General features: G+C 42.4%; 29 protein-coding genes. All 29 read right to left on the minus strand.

Annotation, left to right across the window (positions count from 1 at the left end):
* Positions 1 to 19: 19 nt before the first annotated feature.
* Complete coding sequence (locus tag MKZ10_RS15745; RefSeq protein WP_342505865.1) at positions 20 to 472, minus strand: phage tail protein; 453 nt, start codon at positions 470 to 472, stop codon at positions 20 to 22.
* A complete protein-coding gene (locus MKZ10_RS15750) occupies positions 473 to 871 on the minus strand; it encodes a minor capsid protein (protein WP_342505866.1) in 399 nt (132 codons plus the stop codon). It lies immediately after the preceding gene.
* Entirely contained in the window at positions 871 to 1,197 is a 327-nt protein-coding gene (locus MKZ10_RS15755; protein ID WP_342505867.1) for a minor capsid protein, read from the minus strand. The genes MKZ10_RS15750 and MKZ10_RS15755 overlap by 1 nt, the downstream gene beginning before the upstream one ends.
* Positions 1,197 to 1,538, minus strand: a complete 342-nt coding sequence (locus tag MKZ10_RS15760) for a putative minor capsid protein (protein ID WP_342505868.1) — start codon at positions 1,536 to 1,538, stop codon at positions 1,197 to 1,199. The genes MKZ10_RS15755 and MKZ10_RS15760 overlap by 1 nt, the downstream gene beginning before the upstream one ends.
* A complete protein-coding gene (locus MKZ10_RS15765; RefSeq protein ID WP_342505869.1) occupies positions 1,532 to 1,930 on the minus strand; it encodes a hypothetical protein in 399 nt (132 codons plus the stop codon). The genes MKZ10_RS15760 and MKZ10_RS15765 overlap by 7 nt, the downstream gene beginning before the upstream one ends.
* A gap of 17 nt (positions 1,931 to 1,947) precedes the next feature.
* A complete protein-coding gene (locus MKZ10_RS15770) occupies positions 1,948 to 2,403 on the minus strand; it encodes a putative Ig domain-containing protein (protein WP_342505870.1) in 456 nt (151 codons plus the stop codon).
* A gap of 78 nt (positions 2,404 to 2,481) precedes the next feature.
* Positions 2,482 to 3,363: a phage capsid protein gene (locus MKZ10_RS15775; RefSeq protein WP_342505871.1), complete on the minus strand. Its 882-nt coding sequence runs from the start codon at positions 3,361 to 3,363 to the stop codon at positions 2,482 to 2,484.
* 19 nt (positions 3,364 to 3,382) lie between these two features.
* Complete coding sequence (locus MKZ10_RS15780; RefSeq protein WP_342505872.1) at positions 3,383 to 3,940, minus strand: phage scaffolding protein; 558 nt, start codon at positions 3,938 to 3,940, stop codon at positions 3,383 to 3,385.
* A gap of 150 nt (positions 3,941 to 4,090) precedes the next feature.
* On the minus strand, positions 4,091 to 4,351 hold the full coding sequence (locus tag MKZ10_RS15785; protein ID WP_342505873.1) for a hypothetical protein: 261 nt from the start codon (positions 4,349 to 4,351) through the stop codon (positions 4,091 to 4,093).
* 16 nt (positions 4,352 to 4,367) lie between these two features.
* Positions 4,368 to 5,534 (minus strand): phage minor capsid protein, encoded by a 1,167-nt coding sequence (locus MKZ10_RS15790; RefSeq protein ID WP_342505874.1) that lies wholly within the window; start codon positions 5,532 to 5,534, stop codon positions 4,368 to 4,370.
* Positions 5,535 to 5,538: 4 nt separating this feature from the next.
* A complete protein-coding gene (locus tag MKZ10_RS15795; RefSeq protein ID WP_342505875.1) occupies positions 5,539 to 7,098 on the minus strand; it encodes a phage portal protein in 1,560 nt (519 codons plus the stop codon).
* 43 nt (positions 7,099 to 7,141) lie between these two features.
* Positions 7,142 to 7,396, minus strand: a complete 255-nt coding sequence (locus MKZ10_RS15800) for a hypothetical protein (RefSeq protein ID WP_342505876.1) — start codon at positions 7,394 to 7,396, stop codon at positions 7,142 to 7,144.
* 11 nt (positions 7,397 to 7,407) lie between these two features.
* On the minus strand, positions 7,408 to 8,754 hold the full coding sequence (locus tag MKZ10_RS15805) for a PBSX family phage terminase large subunit (protein WP_342505877.1): 1,347 nt from the start codon (positions 8,752 to 8,754) through the stop codon (positions 7,408 to 7,410).
* Positions 8,747 to 9,604: a terminase small subunit gene (locus MKZ10_RS15810; RefSeq protein ID WP_342505878.1), complete on the minus strand. Its 858-nt coding sequence runs from the start codon at positions 9,602 to 9,604 to the stop codon at positions 8,747 to 8,749. Before MKZ10_RS15810 ends, MKZ10_RS15805 begins: the two co-directional genes overlap by 8 nt.
* Positions 9,605 to 9,663: 59 nt before the next feature.
* Positions 9,664 to 9,969, minus strand: coding sequence for a hypothetical protein (locus MKZ10_RS15815; protein ID WP_342505879.1), 306 nt, complete (start codon positions 9,967 to 9,969; stop codon positions 9,664 to 9,666).
* Between the two features lie 426 nt (positions 9,970 to 10,395).
* Entirely contained in the window at positions 10,396 to 10,791 is a 396-nt protein-coding gene (locus MKZ10_RS15820) for a DNA-binding response regulator (protein ID WP_342505880.1), read from the minus strand.
* Between the two features lie 66 nt (positions 10,792 to 10,857).
* Positions 10,858 to 11,022: a hypothetical protein gene (locus tag MKZ10_RS15825; protein WP_342505881.1), complete on the minus strand. Its 165-nt coding sequence runs from the start codon at positions 11,020 to 11,022 to the stop codon at positions 10,858 to 10,860.
* A 2-nt stretch (positions 11,023 to 11,024) separates the two neighbouring features.
* Complete coding sequence (locus MKZ10_RS15830) at positions 11,025 to 11,252, minus strand: helix-turn-helix domain containing protein (protein WP_342505882.1); 228 nt, start codon at positions 11,250 to 11,252, stop codon at positions 11,025 to 11,027.
* Complete coding sequence (locus MKZ10_RS15835; protein WP_342505883.1) at positions 11,249 to 11,572, minus strand: hypothetical protein; 324 nt, start codon at positions 11,570 to 11,572, stop codon at positions 11,249 to 11,251. The genes MKZ10_RS15830 and MKZ10_RS15835 overlap by 4 nt, the downstream gene beginning before the upstream one ends.
* 311 nt (positions 11,573 to 11,883) lie before the next feature.
* Positions 11,884 to 12,666 carry an XF1762 family protein gene (locus MKZ10_RS15840; RefSeq protein WP_342505884.1) on the minus strand — a complete coding sequence of 261 codons (783 nt, stop codon included), beginning with the start codon at positions 12,664 to 12,666 and terminating at the stop codon, positions 11,884 to 11,886.
* Between the two features lie 44 nt (positions 12,667 to 12,710).
* Positions 12,711 to 12,929, minus strand: coding sequence for a hypothetical protein (locus MKZ10_RS15845; RefSeq protein ID WP_342505885.1), 219 nt, complete (start codon positions 12,927 to 12,929; stop codon positions 12,711 to 12,713).
* Between the two features lie 310 nt (positions 12,930 to 13,239).
* On the minus strand, positions 13,240 to 13,479 hold the full coding sequence (locus MKZ10_RS15850; protein ID WP_342505655.1) for a hypothetical protein: 240 nt from the start codon (positions 13,477 to 13,479) through the stop codon (positions 13,240 to 13,242).
* A 12-nt stretch (positions 13,480 to 13,491) separates the two neighbouring features.
* A complete protein-coding gene (locus MKZ10_RS15855; RefSeq protein ID WP_342505886.1) occupies positions 13,492 to 14,004 on the minus strand; it encodes a Holliday junction resolvase RecU in 513 nt (170 codons plus the stop codon).
* Positions 14,001 to 14,168, minus strand: coding sequence for a DUF6011 domain-containing protein (locus MKZ10_RS15860; RefSeq protein ID WP_342505887.1), 168 nt, complete (start codon positions 14,166 to 14,168; stop codon positions 14,001 to 14,003). Before MKZ10_RS15860 ends, MKZ10_RS15855 begins: the two co-directional genes overlap by 4 nt.
* Positions 14,168 to 14,689 (minus strand): dUTP diphosphatase, encoded by a 522-nt coding sequence (locus tag MKZ10_RS15865; RefSeq protein WP_342505888.1) that lies wholly within the window; start codon positions 14,687 to 14,689, stop codon positions 14,168 to 14,170. The genes MKZ10_RS15860 and MKZ10_RS15865 overlap by 1 nt, the downstream gene beginning before the upstream one ends.
* Positions 14,686 to 14,943 (minus strand): hypothetical protein, encoded by a 258-nt coding sequence (locus tag MKZ10_RS15870; RefSeq protein WP_342505889.1) that lies wholly within the window; start codon positions 14,941 to 14,943, stop codon positions 14,686 to 14,688. Before MKZ10_RS15870 ends, MKZ10_RS15865 begins: the two co-directional genes overlap by 4 nt.
* 30 nt (positions 14,944 to 14,973) lie before the next feature.
* Positions 14,974 to 15,456, minus strand: a complete 483-nt coding sequence (gene ssb / locus MKZ10_RS15875) for a single-stranded DNA-binding protein (protein ID WP_342505890.1) — start codon at positions 15,454 to 15,456, stop codon at positions 14,974 to 14,976.
* Entirely contained in the window at positions 15,453 to 15,656 is a 204-nt protein-coding gene (locus MKZ10_RS15880; protein WP_342505891.1) for a hypothetical protein, read from the minus strand. The genes ssb and MKZ10_RS15880 overlap by 4 nt, the downstream gene beginning before the upstream one ends.
* The gene (locus MKZ10_RS15885; RefSeq protein ID WP_342505892.1) at positions 15,653 to 16,078 is read right to left on the minus strand and encodes a YopX family protein; all 426 of its coding nucleotides are present in this window, start codon (positions 16,076 to 16,078) and stop codon (positions 15,653 to 15,655) included. The genes MKZ10_RS15880 and MKZ10_RS15885 overlap by 4 nt, the downstream gene beginning before the upstream one ends.
* Positions 16,079 to 16,192 lie beyond the last annotated feature (114 nt).

Genomic DNA, 16,192 nt, shown 5'->3' on the forward strand with positions numbered 1-16,192 from the left:
GTCTGTTGGTTGGGGCACATTAGGGCGTAGGTACTCCCTCTGTCGGGATTGTATCAAAGCGAATATTACAAGAGAACGTTTCATAAGCAGATGCGTCACCAGAACCAGCGACGATTGCCGTCACAGTCGCGCGAGCCATCCATTCTTTCGTTCCATCAGCAGATACAATCTTGTGATAGACTTTACGTCCTTCGCCAGTCTTGTATTTCAGCCCTGCGATAAGTTCCTGTGCTTCGTCTGTTGGGTCGTATTGACCTTCAACGGAATAAGCACCAGCGACTGAAATTACAGACGTTTCCGGTGTCCCGTCACCATCATAGAACGCAGTATCTTCCGTTTCTTCCTGTGTGTCATCACTGATTGACGAAATGTATTTAGCCAACTCCAACCAATCAGTGTCTACCGGCGTATCAACCCCTGGTACATAAGCTTGAACATAATGCCCTCGTAGTGCGTTCTTTTCTCTAGCCATCTATTTTTCCTCCTTGAATACAGTAATTTTTGCTTGAACGTTCAATAAAAAAACGAACCACCCTTGTTCATCAATCTGGTTGATAAATGGTTTGTTCGTTATGATTAATTCATCAAATTCAAATGATCTGTTATCGCTTGTTAATACTTTTAACTTTTCTAGCTCCGTCTGCACCGACCATAGTGTGCCGTTTACTTTGCTTTGTGATTTGGATTTTAGGGCAATTTCATAATTCAACTGTTGGTCTGACGTGCCATCCATGTACTCTTGCGTCACTCGGGAACCTGGTAACGGATACAACACGAATGATTCTCCCACGCCTAAATAACCCAACTTACAGGTTTCCGCGTTTCCAGGAATAGCGTTTATTGCATCGCACAATCGTTCCATGAAATCCATTACCATTCAGCCCCTTTCGTGAACGCCCGAATCCAATCGGACATAAACGCAGACTTCGCTTTTAAATCCCAACGTGGTCCCGTACCAGGTGTCGTGTAATTGTACATATACATGTAAAACATCCTACCAGCGTACGGCATGTTGTAATTAATCGCGCTACCGTCAATGTCGATGCTTGCCGATAATCGCAATATACCTTCATCCATCGGTACAAATTGATTCATATCGGCCAGCGCTTGATTGGCTAATGCATATTTACCGCGTCTTACCGCTTCGGCACTCAATTTTCTCTTAGCGCCTTCAAGATTTATAGTCACACGCGTCATCAGACCACCTCTAATTCGTATGAGTAGATGGTCGTACTGTAGGCTTCGCAGATAGTAATAACCTTCGTTACTACATGTTCCTGCTCATCGTATACAAGTACGGATTGTGCTTTAAATACAGGCAACGGCGTTGTCATACCTTCATAACAAAAAACAACCGCATTATATAGCAGCTGCTTTCCGGACGTTGTGGATGTGTATGCCGCCCCTCTATCAATACGACAATGTTCAATAGTGATAGGACTTGCGTATTCCGGTTCTGAATATCTATTTGTACCCGTGTACTCCTTGTAGACGAATGAATCAACAAGAAAGTCAATTGGTGGCTTTGGCATTACCATGTTGAAACACCTGCATAAAGCAACCCTGTCCCTTCGAGGTAAATAAACACATCCTCCGCCAATAATGACTTACTTTCATTAGCGCCGGATGGATTGTATCTACTTGAATTGCTAACGCTTGTACGACCTGCCGAGAACGTCTGAGGCGTTTTGTTAATTTCTTCAAAAGTCGAAGCGCCTAAAACGTTAAAATAATCAATTTGACTACACAAAGCCAGTTTGAATTGACGCACTCGCCACGTGTTATCTTTTTCGATATCATGACGACTGTAAAAATGACTAGTAACGTTGTCCAAGACCGCTGACGATTTCACTAACAGTTCATCAAACTTAGTTTCTTCAATTGTTTTCTTCGTTAAATCTTCGTACTCGTCATGCGTAAGATATGCCATACATACTCACCACTTTCTTATGGTGTCGTTAACGTCAATACATGTGTATCTGTCTTGCTGCCATCAGTGGTTGTCACAGTTGTGGTATATACTCCATCAACAACCGTGTCATCCCACTCGATTAAGCCAGTACCACTCACTGATAGCCCGGTAGTTGACGGTGCGATTGAATACGTTACAGCTTTGTTCGTAGCATCAGCAGGCGCGACAGCTGCCGCCAGTTGACGACTCCCCGCCGTACCGCTTTCAGCACTCGATGTTTTCGGCGTTAAGGTCACGCCTGTGACGGTAATTGGTAGAGTGGTAAACGCAGGGATGTCCACCTTCACAGATTCATTACCGTCTACCACTCTAGTAGCTTGGTAATCACCATTTGCTACCGCTGTATTTGGTGCCACGCCAGTGATGGAGAGGGGACTATCCCCCTCGACCACCAATGTAGCACCTTTGTAAACTCTGAATGATTCAGCCATTCTAACCCTCCTTAAGTCAAACTAACAATAGCCCCATCAGTCGTAGCTGTTACGCTTCCGATGATTGGTAGGGGCGCATTAGGGCGTTACCACCTTAATGACTGCTTTTTTGTTAGCTGGCAAAATGAACTCTCCGGCTTTACCTGCACCTTGGAACGCCACTCCATCGAAGTCTTCTGACGGAATTGTGCGTGCTGTATTGATGCCTGTAAATTGTTTACCAACACCAACGATAGATGTATAAGCTACTTCACCGGTTTGGAATTTAGCCTCCGGAACTTCTTTGATTGCGAATCCTTTGAAACTGATGATTCCGTTCGTGTCGACGTTTGCACCAGAATGTTTAGCTGATGAAGTGATTGGGTGGTCGACGATAGCGTTGTATAGCTCCGGTTTAACCCATGCCATTTTAGTGCCAATTGCTTCCATGTTTACATAAGCGTTAGACAAGTCGTTGAACAACTTCAGCACAGCGTCGTTTGAGAAGTCCGCCAAGTTAAGAGTCTGGTCAGCAACAGTAGAGATGAACAACCCACCCTTGTTGTCGAACAATTGGACTTTAGCTTGCGCTTGTAGCTCCGAACGATCAGCAACAGTAGCATCGAAGTTATTGTTGACCGTGTGCTTGTCAATACCCTCGTGCCAAGTCCACTCCCAGTCATAAAGCACATCCGTGTCCGTGTAGATGATTTCTTTTCGTTCGCCGAAACGGTTAGTGTTGCTTGTGCCTGTTCCGAATGCAACATTAGGATCTTTGTTGTATTCCACTCCGATAACTACTGGAATATCACTTGTTTTGATAGAAAACGCTGTCGTGTTGTGCGTAACTCCGTCTAGTGCTTCGATTCCGCCGCCGAAAAACTCCGAAAAGTAAGCTTGTTTCTTATAAACTACTTGCAACAGTTCTTTGAATTGTTTCTGGTAACTACGCACCGCTAAATTATTGTTTTCTCCTGCCATTTTACATTACCTCTTCCTATTAGTTGTATTTCGCCAGTTTAGCCGCGAACGGATCGCTCGGAGTATTCTCTCCGCCATTCGGATTGCCCGGCGTGACGATTGCCGGTGAATTGGGTGGTGCTTCTTCCGTGTCAAATAGATACGAGTCAGATTCTTTCAATGTTGTTAATTGATCTTCTAGGTTCAACAGCGTTTCACCGTCTAGCTTGATTTTCTCAGTGTCCAGCAACGCTTTGAGCGCTTTCGGATTGCGAACCTTCGCACCTGTCAATGCTTTTTCAAGAGCGAAGTCGAATGCTTGACCATCCAATTTAGCTTGTAGGTCAGTAGTAGCAGTGGCGTTTTCGCCTTTCAGACGGTCGATTTCAGCGGTTAAGTCGTCGTTATCTTTAACCTTGGCTGATAAGTCATTTAACTGCGTATCACGTTCAGTCAATTGCCCTTTTAAGTCGTCGCGTTCGGTCGTCATTGCAGCAAGCTCGCCTTTTGTTGCATTTACCACGGAACCATGACTAGCCATCACTTTATCAATTTGTTCATCGGTCAATCCCATTTCTTTCAACGCTTCTCTATTCATCTTCATTCCTCCTACATTTGGTTACGCAGTCTTGTCTGCGATGGATTTGCGCATTTACGTTGCGCGAACGACAAATAAGCCTGTTTAATGACTATTGCCAAAGTCAGGTGCAATAAAGGATGCACGAACCTAGATATGGATCACTTCCTTTCAGTCATTGTCGTGTTCAACAATTTCATAGGTAGCTTCAAAAATATCTGGTTTACATGGATAAAACTCACCTTTAATCCCTTTAATTACATAATCGCCATGAGAAACTAACATGTCACCTTCAAGCGTTTTGATGTATAACTTCGATTGAGTTGAATTCATATCAGTGTTTTCAAATCCGGCAAAATCTACTATCTCTTCAACCGTTCCGTTATACTGAACAGCCTCAATTTCTACTGGTTTCTTTCGGTATTTAGGCATTGTACAATCACCCCTTTCAGTTATCATAAGAAAAGTCGCCTAACAGCGTTTTCAAAGGCGTATAAACCTTTTCTCGCTTATAGTTACGCCTCAAATACTCTGGATTAGCCGCTAAATGTGAACGCATAGCCATTTGTCTACGACTAACCATCATTCTCCAATGAGCAGCAGTATCACTTTTCATCGCTTCAGCAACTATGAGGTTCTTTTTGTATTTCAGTATCTCGCGTTCAATTCGACGTTGAGTATCACGCGCGTTTGCTATTTCTTCATTCGATTTCGGGTCAATCTTAGGTTGATTGTTGGTATTGACTCCTGGGATAAACGGAACATGTAGATGCCGGCAGTTAACACCTCTGTGTCCTCCCGCCTCTCCGTAATCAGCTTGCCAAATAGAGTCATAGATGCTCTTGTATTCGCTATCTGGTGGCAATTCACTTGTCTCTCGTAAATCCACAACATTACCTTGTATCCTTACACAACGACTTGCTGAGCCTATCATGCTAGTAACGACTACAGTATGCACCCCATATTCGTCCATGCGATCTTTTCGCAAAGTATCGTACGTATTACCGAGTGTAGATTTCATGACTGTTCTCATATAGCCTTCAAGACTCCAATGATTGCCGCCTTTGTCTACGAATGTGCTCTTGATACCCTTCTGCGCTAAATCAGTGATAGCACGTTCAACCGACTGTTCCATCGTATATAACCCTGTATTAAACGCCGCCGATGTCTTATTAAGCACATCCACATAAGCCCTCTGCGCTGTTCCTGCTCCATATTGAGTTGTAACAAGTGTCTGATTAACATAGTTGTCAATCTCGCCCCACGCTTGATTGTGATAGGCTCTCATGACGTTATCGAGATTAGTTGGCACAGGCTTAGTAGGATACGGCATAGCGTTGTCAATATCCTCTACAATGCCCCGTCCAACCTCTTCAAACATGCGTCTGATCTCTGGTTCAGCAACGTTAGTAACCTCTGCTAATAGCCTGGTGACGTCATTGTTAAACAGATGCAAGTCCGCTAGTTTCTCAGCTTGCCAGTATGCTATATCACGATAACCAGTGTTCAGACGCTTGATAATGATACGGATGATATCACCTTCAAGAGATTGATATAGGTCTGACATGTTGCCGGACCATAAATCGAGTTGATGCGGAGTGATTTTGGGTTTCATTCAATCACTCCTCCTTCCCGAATAACTCCTCTGATTTACGATTACTAATCATCATCGGGTCCATCTCCACCTGTTCCGATTGAATAACCTTCAACCATTCCTCAGCTGTTGCTTTCGGCACCTTAAACACACGCTGTATGACCTCTACAGTAGGAATTAATCCGAATGCCTTGGCTTGTCCATAGAATTTCAACAATGCCGAACGATCTTGAAACACTCCATCGTCAAAATCAACGCCGATATGCTCAAACGTCGGTATTTCACCATCAAACAGCTTCTTACCGTTGAAGGTAGTAGCCTTTGCCAGTTCAAGTACCGATACTATCAGTCCTTTAATAAACTTCTCTACCTCATTCACATGATCGTTGCGAGTCCTAAAAGTTAAATCGTTCTCGCTCACAATCTCAGTAGCCGTCTTCATCGACCGACCATCAAATGAAAATGTGCCGACCGACAACTTTAATTCCATTTCAAGCGTTCTCAATGATTGATTAATAGCTGAAACATATTGATCCGTTCGAATATCACTCGTAACATCCTTGACCATTTCCTCGTCCTGCGCCATCCTCATAGATTTATATACGTTAGTATCCGCATCAAATATCTGTTTAGGTGGCATTCCATCCTCTGACGGCAATGTTTGCAACATGAAATCACTCACGAACACCGTGCGCTGCCCCATCTTAATCTCCCACCAGAATTGGTCGTAGGTGTCGTTAATCTTTCTGAGCGTCGACTTGGAGTTATCAGCAATCCCTAACCCTAACGGCGAATGAGGATTGATGTTGTTAAATCCATTCGGCGTGACGTAATTAAATAACGGTCTAGTCAATCCCGTAATGGTCGCTGTCTCTTTTAAATCACCGTATATGTCACTCAGTGGCACTTGCTTACCAACTTCGCCTTTGTTATCAGACTTGTACAGTTCGTTGGTGATAACATAGTTACCTTCTCGCCACTCATGAAACTCTAGCAACGTGTAATAGACCGCCTTACCACCGACCATCTTCATGGTTACCGACTTCATAACACCTTCACTGATTCCGCTACTGTTATTTCTAAGAGGATAGAATGCATTTGCCAATGCCCATGAGAATTCCACTTGCCCACTAGCCATATCTACATACGGTCTAGCTGTCAATCCGCCAGTCGCATACATCGGTTCCAGATACTTCGCTAAATTCTTTTTGAAGTCGTTATGTTCGAACACATGTTGAATGAAGTCGTTAGCTGATTCAAAAGTATTTGTCGCGTCATCTTCGTCCTTTGCATCCGATACAACGATTTCACACTGCTCATTAAAGGCGAGTCCAGACAACAGACTTGAACTCAACTTCATCATGTTAAGACTCATGTAGTCCCGCTCTTTCTTGTCTCCAGCCGAGTTGATGTACTCTACTTGCGGATAATTCCCTTTGTAAATATTAAAGTTTGATTCAATCCTAGCCAATTCCATAGGATCTATATTGATTTTAGGATGGTCATTAATAGATTTCAGTGTTTGCCCTGACAATGCATATCCTCCCCTCTTAAATAGATTTTTGATGCTTTGTATAATGCTCACGGATTCACCTCCTAGACCTTTTTACAAATGCGGGATCTCGTAATTAAATTTCCTTTAGTCGATTTCTCAATTCGGTCAACTCGTCTCTTAACACGTCCAACACTTTGTTTTTTATTTCTGTATTCATGAAATAATCCGCTTCATGAAACATGCCGTAAGCGCTCGACCTAAAGATGTATTTAGAAGTTTTCTTTATTAATTTTCCTGTCCATACTTTTTCAGCGGATAAGAGAAATCTCTCTAATTCCCTTATATCCTTTTTGATTTCATTAGCTAAATTTAAGTCGGCATCAGTCACTTTCGCACCTCCTAGACTTTCAATCTGAAGTCTCTTGCATTCGACAAACATAGGTATATGAATTGGTCACACGTATGATCATCAACCTCAATGACTTTCGGGTTATCTGTGTGCAACGTCTTTTCGTCCCATGAAAACTTTTTATGTTCCTCTATAAATATTTCATTACTGTCAGCATGCGGCATATTTATTGGATATGGATTTTCAAGATAATAAAAACGGCCTTGCGCTAACAAGTCCGTAGGATAGTCAATCATATCTACTTTATTTTTCTTTGCTACTGGCATTAGATGTTGTCCATAATCTGCATAATACTGATTACGTAGCGCTGCTTCCGCACTGTCAATCGTTCGCTTCATGATACGTGAACCTTTCCAGAACTGTTGCGTAGACGTTTTGGTTATAAATTCGTTCAAGTCTTTGGACAATACACTAGGCGCCTTTTTATTAGCCTTACCAGCAGGACTATAATAATAAGTGTTTAGCAAAATAACGTTACCTTTGGCAGTTAGTCCATAAAAGCCATAAGTCGTTGCTGACTGCGCATGACCACCATCAATCGAATAATAAAGCCCGATGATCCTGTCGTCGCTCGGCAATTCCTTCAATGGCTTGAAAAGATTAATGTTATAAACGTTGTTTCCGAGTCCTACAGGCTCGCCCAGATAGATATAACGGTAATAATCAAAGTCATTCTTCTTTATCCGCTCAATGTCTGCAAGCATCTGTTCAGTAACGAATCCGAGTTCATCATCTTTATAACTTGAGTGATGCACCAGATAATCATCTTCACCAACCATTCCGTCAGACCACTCATTGATCCAGTGGTATGGATTCCTTGGTGGGTTATATGACCAGAAAATAGCAACAAAGCTGGCTAATTCGTGTTTCTGCCTCATAAATGTAACATTCGTCTGGTCAAACTCTTCTGGACCGCCGAACTCTGCCGCTTCTTCATACCAGACAGCAATGATGTTGCCGATGTCGTTTGATTTCAGCTTTGCGAAGTCATCTGAGCCGTAGAAATAAAATGTCGAACCTGTACCAATGTGAGTAATCTTGAATGGAGCCACAGTGCATTTGAATTGATTCAGTATATCGAACTTACCCAACGCCCATTGCATCTTTAGATAGACCGAATCACGTATCGTGTTCCCTACCTTACGGATAACAACGACATTAGCCTTTTCGCCTTTTCGAATATACCCCAACATCATGTAAACAAGCTGCAATGCAATAACAGATGACTTAAATGAGTTACGACCACCGCGTAATATGTTGTATGGCTTCTTCGTCTTCCACACAGGCTTAAAGTGAGGATTGACATTCTTCTGTATATCAATCGTAACCTTACTCATCGTCATCACTCCAAGCGTCAACGATCGTGATTGTTGGTGGAGCGACTTGTTTGTTTTCGTTAGTAATCTTGTGGACTTCCGCTTTGGATTTCGCTGTATCTGCTTTCAACTTCTCTTCCTGCAAGCGCTTCTTATCGCCATCAGATAGAAGGTCGGTGAACTTAGCCAACATTTCTAAAGCCTTCATCTTGTCAGCTAACTTAACGGACACGCCATCTTTGCCTTTTTTAACCTCTGTAATGATGGTTCCATCAACATCATCCGATTCATTAAAATTCACATATGAATACAAATAAGTTATAGGTTTACCGTTTTCATCGAGGAGAACGTTTCCGTCTTCATCCAATTCATTTCTTTCTTCTGAACCAAACTCAACAAAGTTAGTAATGTCAGCAAAGGCGATGTCGATGTACTTCTGCAAAATGTCATCAGCACTTATCTTCTTCTCACTTAGTGCTTCGTTGCGCATCCTGTCTATTTCAGCAGAAACCTTATCATTTCTAATCATCCTGTTCCCGTTGGACATCGCAGATACGTAGTCGCACTCGTAAGCCTTCTGGTAAGCCTTAGTAGCATTGAAGTACTTAATGTAGTAAATACAAAAAAGCCTCTGCTTATCGGTTAAATCATCCGACTCTACAAAGACTTCTTTTATGGTTGCAACCTTCTTTACGGATGCATCTTTTTTCGGTTGTTTGGTTGCATCTTTTTTAATGGCATCCTTCGACCACTTGTCACGACTTTTCCTACTCTTCAACGTACCAAGTTTCACATCATGCTTTTCAGCCAATGCAGCAAGCGTTATTTTTGTCGTTTCCCATTCTCTCTGAATCTCTTCCCAGTTAGACACATCACATCACCGTCCACCTCCGTTATTTTTAGGCGTGAAAAAAGCACCCCGTAGGGTGCTTATCTTTCGAGATACTTATCAACAACCCTTGCCATACTCCCGATTCTCCCGCTGAATTCATGACTAAACAAAATTGGTTCATCATTCAGAAAGTCTGGATGAGACATTAATGATTCTAACAATCTTGCCGCTTCGCCCTCGGCTTTTCCGCTAGATTCAATCGACTTTATCTGCGACTTATAGAATTCGAAAATCCTGGTAAACTCTCCACCCTGATCTTGCTTGAAATGAAATCCGCTATTCATCGCTGTCAGCGTCTTCCTTTCGATATCTCGGATCATAGTTTCAACTTCATTTTTATTCATTCCACTCAACTCCTTCATGACATCATTCGCCAAGAAAGGTGTAAATCCTTTATATTCTCAAAACTACACACCATATCCAGTCCTTATGCATTCTGTAGGTAGCCGTTTACCTATCAGTGCTCGATTTTTTTATGACTGTATGATGCATAGTTTTCAAAGTATAAAAAAACATCTGACAAGCTTTCCACGGCTCACCAGATGCTTTCCTTCATGTCGAGAACATGCGCGCCAATCACATCTTACGCTAATCCTTAACTATAGATTAGCCACCAGTGCCAACACGTCCTTACTACCCGTATTCAGGGAGCCAGTAGCCAAAGTGTACTCTCGCACCCAAAGACCACCCAACTCCCCGAACCTGCCTTTAAGTATACAGAATGGAATATATATCCGTCATTTCTCCGACCTATCCGACATATGCGACATTTACGACATCCTGCGTATTACCGTATCCTTGATTCTCCCGATATGCCTGTCCGATAATCCCATGTGACTACCAATCCAACGCATGCTTTTTCCTTCAAGTAACCAGTGGAGCACTTCAATTTCTCTATCAATCGTAATCAAATGGATCTTATCCTGCACCATCTTAATTTTCCGTTCGTAGTCGCTAATCTTCTTCCACCGTTTTTCCCTTCTGTTAAACTCCTGGTAGATTGGATCACTATGCCCGCCCGCCGCTTTTGGCATAGCTGCTTCCAATCCGTATTGAGCTGTAAAACTACCACCGACTTCTTTTAACCCCTCACGCATCATTGCCACGCTGTTGATCATCCAATGATAATCTTTGAGCAACTGCTCAATCTTCTTTTCGTTATCCAACAGGACCCCTCCTATGTGGTATAATATCCTTGCCTAGAGGACTGGAGGAATCCGGTTCTTTTTTTCTTACTCAAAAACAATTTCCATAACTTCATTAGCGCCTTTTTCGCTTAATTCGAATACCGCTGCATTTGCATCATGTTCTTTGCAGTGATTGGACAAAAACTCATCTAACGCCCGCCTAAAATCGTTATCATCAGTACGTATTACATAAGTGTTTTTCAATTCCACGTTCACACCCCCAATCCCATCCGCCGTTGCTTGATAAAATCTTCTTCCGCCTGATCTTGTATGAGCAAGCCAATACTCCGCTGATTCGTCTTCAACGCTTTAGCAATCACATTAATTGGTTCGCCCGCATTCCACATGTCTCTGAATCGGATTAACTCCCACTCTTTCCACACCCATTTAACCGCGGCGTTTTCAAACAGCACGTATTTATTTTCCTGCGCCGCTATCATTTTGATTGCTCCAATATCCGCCGCACTTCTTTAGTTTTTTCCTCGGCTGGGCGCTCCGTGTTCATGGCTGCCGTGATATCGTCGCAACACTTCTTGTACTTTTGCATGCTTTTAAATGCTAGTTGATAATGGGCCTGCATAGCATTTTCTTGGATGACCAATTCCTTGTGGACTTCAATCAATCGCTTATATTTATCCCTCAACTTAACCAATTCATTCTCGCTATCACCAGCCACCATCGCTAGCGTTTCAATTTCTTTTTGCAACCTCTTAACCTCGTCAAACAAATCAACGTTTATCTGTTCTTGGCTTAAAGTCATACCTCTTCCTCCTTGTGTGTCTGAAAGTCAGCACCTAACAAACGAGCTGTTCAACAACTCACTCTCGTATAAATCGATATCTAAAATATTTTCGAATAAATGAAACTTCTTATCGCTTCAATTCGTATTAATAACAAATAAATTATTTTCGGAGGTTAAAATGGAAAACTTTATCAAAGGCATTTGGAATGACATAGGAGCGCCAGTTATTGCGTTAGCTTGTGGCGCATTATTTCTATTCGCAGTCGCTTACGTCGCAGATCATCTTTTATGATGATCTTTTTTATGTCTATTTATGATCGGAATGTGAATTAATTTAATACCTTGGACCATCTATATTTAGGTACAGTTGGGTGCTTATCGATTCTAGGGCGACTATGACTATCCCATGTACCTCCTGGAGATCTTGCTTCACGTTTAAAGCCTGCACCTTTCATTGAGACGCCGTTTTCTTCGCACAATGTATATGTGATTACTTTACTGTAACCCATTGCTTTAGCTGCATTAACGATTGCAGCGTATAGCTTTGAAACAGCATTTTTAAATCCAGGTAGCACACAGCATCTAGTGACCTCTATCGTAATACCATCGTCGAGATGACGACTTACAGGACGACCTGCTATTGCTACTCCTATGACTGAATCACCATCTGTTAAAGCTATTGAATATTTATGTCCTTGTGGCGCTTTATGATGTCTATGATGTTTAGTAACAAACTCTTTGGCCGATTTGAATGAAATAGGCTTTACTTTGTAATATAGCTTTTCAGAACATGGATACATTTCTTTCATATAAGTGTCCACAGTGCCTTTTAACACGCTATCGGCAATTAAATCATAGCCTTGTCCTTCTAATTGCCATCTCAGTTCTTCTGTCATTTGAGTTTCGGGAAAGGCCATATATTCAGTTGTACTTTCTTTCATAAATATCCAAAAAAAGTCTGGATTTTTGACAGTAGGAACTAATTCAATTCTTTTCCCAATATACGTTTCACCACTTGCTTGTTCATCAGTTAATTGACGAGTAATACTAGGGACCGTTTCACCTTCTGCTATCGTCTTCCCGGTTATTAAATTGACAGCTACATATGCCATTTATGTTCACCCTCTCTGTATTGCTTAATGAGTCGTACTGCATATTAAATTAATTTAATATCTTTAAAATCTACAAGTTCATTTTCTCCGTCAATGTAGTCTACTTTTGCGACTTCGTTCGGTGGGTCAATATAGATAACGACCCCCTTTTTCCCTTTGCACTCGACTTCTTCGCCCTCAAACTCTGCCATTAAATCGGCAAGTTCGCTCTCTTTAACATCAATCTCATGCCATAATTCATTTATCCTTTTAAGCTTTTCCATAAATATCACTCCTTCGCTTTATGTGTCTTATACGACTTACTCCCGACTCTGCCCAGCCTTCAGCCCCAGCCAATAACACCCTACCGCGATCAATCCTGCCGTAAATATAAATGTAAACCCTTCAAACAACGTGATTTCCGTCATTTGCTTTCACGCTCTCTTAACTTGGGTATCTCGCTTCCACCGAGCTTCTTGCACTTACTACCCATCCGACTTTCACAATGCTTGTACAACCGACATCTGGTCATACAAGCCATCTGCTCGTCCTCTTTAATCATCCAAGGCGTGCGACTGTCAACAATGACAGCGTTCATGCGTGGACCCTCGTGTTCTTTCTGCGTAAAACAGCTACGTATTTATGTGTCGTGAAATCATTAGCGAACTTTTTCTTTGGGCCTCGCGAATCTGGATTCAAATCAAACATTTTCCGCGTTTCAGATTCGTTATGAACGCCTACTACTTCGAAACCGTCTGCTACAAGCTCCGCGACTCGTTTGTCGAGATCTTCCTTGCTCCCACGCTTTACCCTCGTTGTAAAATACTCGCCCATCTCCTCATCCCCTTAAACTGATTTAAGATAATGCAGAACGTATCCCTTGTCCGATTTGATTAAGTCGCACTCTGTAACAAAAACAACATAAGGAATTGACTTCCTGCCGCCATTTCTAGCATCCTCCCAGTAGAGTTGTAGGAGCTTTGCAGGCAACAGGTATACTTCATCCAATTTAGTAAAAGAAACGAGTAGGAACGATTGTGCACCTTTCTCATGCCACGAATTCAATATTTCATACTGATGCTCTGAAATATTATCTAATGGGAAACTTGTTCTATTGGACGTTTCCTTGGCATCGAATACGATTGTTTTTCCGTCGCGAACACCTACATAATCAACCCATTCACCTTTTGTCGTGTATCCCGTGACTGTCCGACCATTGTGTTTGGTAATCTGCACCGGCGTCGGGATTTTGCGAATGTCCGCAACCCCCTTATTGCGATACTGCTGATTCGTCATGTCTATTAATCTTTCAAGAACCGCCCCACGGTTAGCGTGTGATCGGCTGTAAGTTTTCCTCATCTCGCCACCTTCTCCTGATAAGCGATTTCCTCGTCAATTGTCACTTGCTTTTTCAGAAATTCCGCTTCGGCCTCTTCGTGTTTCTTTTGGCATACTGGACCGAATCCATTCTTAATCGATTGCTGCGTTTTGAGTTCTCGTCCACAACGATTACATGCGTTCATCAGTATCCCTCCGCTTGTCTGACGTGGTTGATTGCATTTTTCTCATAATAACTTTCTTCAACTTGCTCCCAAGAAAAGTCGAAGTGGGTTCCGAGTAGAAGGAAACGTAAGAACAAATCCGTGTACTCTTCGCATGCCGCCGTATATCTGTTGTGAATTACGTTTAATTCAAGATCATTTACATGCGTAAATACGTTGTTAATCGTTTGCACATCCGTCCTGGCGACGCATCCGAATTCCTTAGTTGCCACTTCTAAATCTTTGATGCTTACTTGTAATTCCAAGCCAATTGACAAGATGAAATGCAGACAATCGACATATTCAACCAGCGCTTTTTCATTATCATTTTTCTTGTTGGACCAGAATTTAAACGTTTGAGGCATCTCATTTGCAAACTCTCCTAATTCGGTACGCAAAGCCAAAAACTTTTCCGGCAACAGATTACGCCCCTCGAGTCGCTTTCTAGCGATAACTCGAGCATCGAACGTCTCCTGCATTTCAAACAATTTCCCTAAGTTCATATCGTCCCCTCCAATACTTCAATAAGCGCATCCTCAACCGAGTTGTACCGATGAGTCAGCTTGTAAACTTTGTGGTAATTCAGCCCGTTATCTTTCATAAATGCCGTCTGCTGCTTGGTGAATATTTGTTTATCCGACGCTTTTCTCTCGCCTATTTCACCCACTAAGCAGGTTGCTAGTTTCCTTTTCAATTCCGCATTTTCTTTCCGTAACTTCGCGTTTTCCTGCTGCCATTGCCATTCGTCGTTATCCACTTTGACCCCTCACTTTCAAAGTTTCATAGATTAAAACGGTAATGAATCGTCCCCGTAGCTTGGTGGTGTATCAAATGGGTCATTCTGCGTTGTTTCCTGTCGATTCTGACCGCCCTGCTGATAGTTTGGTGTATTCGTATTCCCGTACTGTTGACCGCCGTTAGATTGATTGGTAGGCGTATTCCCTGTATTACTATTTCTCGGTTCGAGAAATTGGACCGAGTCTGCTAGAATTTCCGTGGTATAAACCCGAACACCATCTTTTTCATAACTTCCTGTTTGAATTCTCCCGTCGATTCCAACCAATGAACCTTTATGAAGATGATTTGCTACGTTTTCCGCCGTCTTGCGAAACGTTAGAATGCTAGGGAAGTCGGCTTCTTGCTCTCCATTCGCATTTTTGAAAGTTCGATTGACCGCTAGATTGAAACGGCAAACCGCAACGCCAGATTGCGAATATTTGAGTTCTAAGTCCTTGGTGATTCTGCCAACTAAAACGACACGGTTAATCATGTCGTCACCTCTTCTTTCAACTTCGCCCCATCAAGCCACTCTTCAAAAACATCTATACGGACACCTGTTACCCTTTTCCTTCTGATGTCTGTTTTGGTTTGGTAAAAAACTATGATGCCGTCACTGGATAATCCCCTGAACAACCTTTCGTTATTCCCTTTCACGAATACGTCACCAACGTTGAGTTTGCTCATCTTCATTCCGCCACCTCCAGCAACTCTGGATTTTCGAAATGATCTCCCACGACCACGTAATCAAGCTTGTGGTAATTATTCATCCCGTAACTCGCGTGAGAGCCGAATAATCTGTATCCACAATATCTATCCGACCAAGCGACTCGATGACGACTGCCACTAAACTTAACAATGTCCTTCTCGTAAATCCCGCGACCGTTCCTGTCCTTTAAACCAATGAATTGCCCGACTGATTCTGGTTCAACAGCAACCCAAAATTCATGATTTAAATATTCATCTGTTGCTTCTTCGATATCACCGACAATATAAGGTTTTCCGCTGTTGGCTATCAAATTTCCATACACCCAGCCTTTGTTGTGACGAATCCCTAAGTAATCCAATTCGGTTGGTGTCATGATTGCCTTCCCACGAAAATTACTCTCCCTCACGCCATTCCCTCCACTTCGTCATACCAGGTAGTCCAGAAAACAACCCCAGACTCCAACATTTCACTAGCAATTCCAAGTCCAACGTCATCAAACAAGCAATCGGAGGAACAATAT

The organism is Sporosarcina sp. FSL K6-2383, from assembly GCF_038618305.1.
In the GTDB taxonomy this organism is placed as follows: domain Bacteria; phylum Bacillota; class Bacilli; order Bacillales_A; family Planococcaceae; genus Sporosarcina.

Bases quoted from the DNA above. Each gene is read 5' to 3' on its own strand.
- MKZ10_RS15850 (WP_342505655.1), bottom strand. From the start codon at position 13,479: ATGGGCGAGTATTTTACAACGAGGGTAAAGCGTGGGAGCAAGGAAGAT.
- MKZ10_RS15840 (WP_342505884.1), bottom strand. From the start codon at position 12,666: ATGGCATATGTAGCTGTCAATTTAATAACCGGGAAGACGATAGCAGAA.
- MKZ10_RS15785 (WP_342505873.1), bottom strand. From the start codon at position 4,351: ATGCCTAAATACCGAAAGAAACCAGTAGAAATTGAGGCTGTTCAGTAT.
- MKZ10_RS15780 (WP_342505872.1), bottom strand. From the start codon at position 3,940: ATGAATAGAGAAGCGTTGAAAGAAATGGGATTGACCGATGAACAAATT.
- MKZ10_RS15845 (WP_342505885.1), bottom strand. From the start codon at position 12,929: ATGGAAAAGCTTAAAAGGATAAATGAATTATGGCATGAGATTGATGTT.
- ssb (WP_342505890.1), bottom strand. From the start codon at position 15,456: ATGATTAACCGTGTCGTTTTAGTTGGCAGAATCACCAAGGACTTAGAA.
- MKZ10_RS15865 (WP_342505888.1), bottom strand. From the start codon at position 14,689: ATGAACTTAGGGAAATTGTTTGAAATGCAGGAGACGTTCGATGCTCGA.
- MKZ10_RS15830 (WP_342505882.1), bottom strand. From the start codon at position 11,252: ATGATAGCGGCGCAGGAAAATAAATACGTGCTGTTTGAAAACGCCGCG.
- MKZ10_RS15835 (WP_342505883.1), bottom strand. From the start codon at position 11,572: ATGACTTTAAGCCAAGAACAGATAAACGTTGATTTGTTTGACGAGGTT.
- MKZ10_RS15745 (WP_342505865.1), bottom strand. From the start codon at position 472: ATGGCTAGAGAAAAGAACGCACTACGAGGGCATTATGTTCAAGCTTAT.
- MKZ10_RS15775 (WP_342505871.1), bottom strand. From the start codon at position 3,363: ATGGCAGGAGAAAACAATAATTTAGCGGTGCGTAGTTACCAGAAACAA.
- MKZ10_RS15815 (WP_342505879.1), bottom strand. From the start codon at position 9,969: ATGAATAAAAATGAAGTTGAAACTATGATCCGAGATATCGAAAGGAAG.
- MKZ10_RS15805 (WP_342505877.1), bottom strand. From the start codon at position 8,754: ATGAGTAAGGTTACGATTGATATACAGAAGAATGTCAATCCTCACTTT.
- MKZ10_RS15760 (WP_342505868.1), bottom strand. From the start codon at position 1,538: ATGGTAATGCCAAAGCCACCAATTGACTTTCTTGTTGATTCATTCGTC.
- MKZ10_RS15880 (WP_342505891.1), bottom strand. From the start codon at position 15,656: ATGAAGATGAGCAAACTCAACGTTGGTGACGTATTCGTGAAAGGGAAT.
- MKZ10_RS15765 (WP_342505869.1), bottom strand. From the start codon at position 1,930: ATGGCATATCTTACGCATGACGAGTACGAAGATTTAACGAAGAAAACA.
- MKZ10_RS15860 (WP_342505887.1), bottom strand. From the start codon at position 14,168: ATGAACGCATGTAATCGTTGTGGACGAGAACTCAAAACGCAGCAATCG.
- MKZ10_RS15770 (WP_342505870.1), bottom strand. From the start codon at position 2,403: ATGGCTGAATCATTCAGAGTTTACAAAGGTGCTACATTGGTGGTCGAG.
- MKZ10_RS15750 (WP_342505866.1), bottom strand. From the start codon at position 871: ATGGATTTCATGGAACGATTGTGCGATGCAATAAACGCTATTCCTGGA.
- MKZ10_RS15755 (WP_342505867.1), bottom strand. From the start codon at position 1,197: ATGACGCGTGTGACTATAAATCTTGAAGGCGCTAAGAGAAAATTGAGT.
- MKZ10_RS15790 (WP_342505874.1), bottom strand. From the start codon at position 5,534: ATGAAACCCAAAATCACTCCGCATCAACTCGATTTATGGTCCGGCAAC.
- MKZ10_RS15855 (WP_342505886.1), bottom strand. From the start codon at position 14,004: ATGAGGAAAACTTACAGCCGATCACACGCTAACCGTGGGGCGGTTCTT.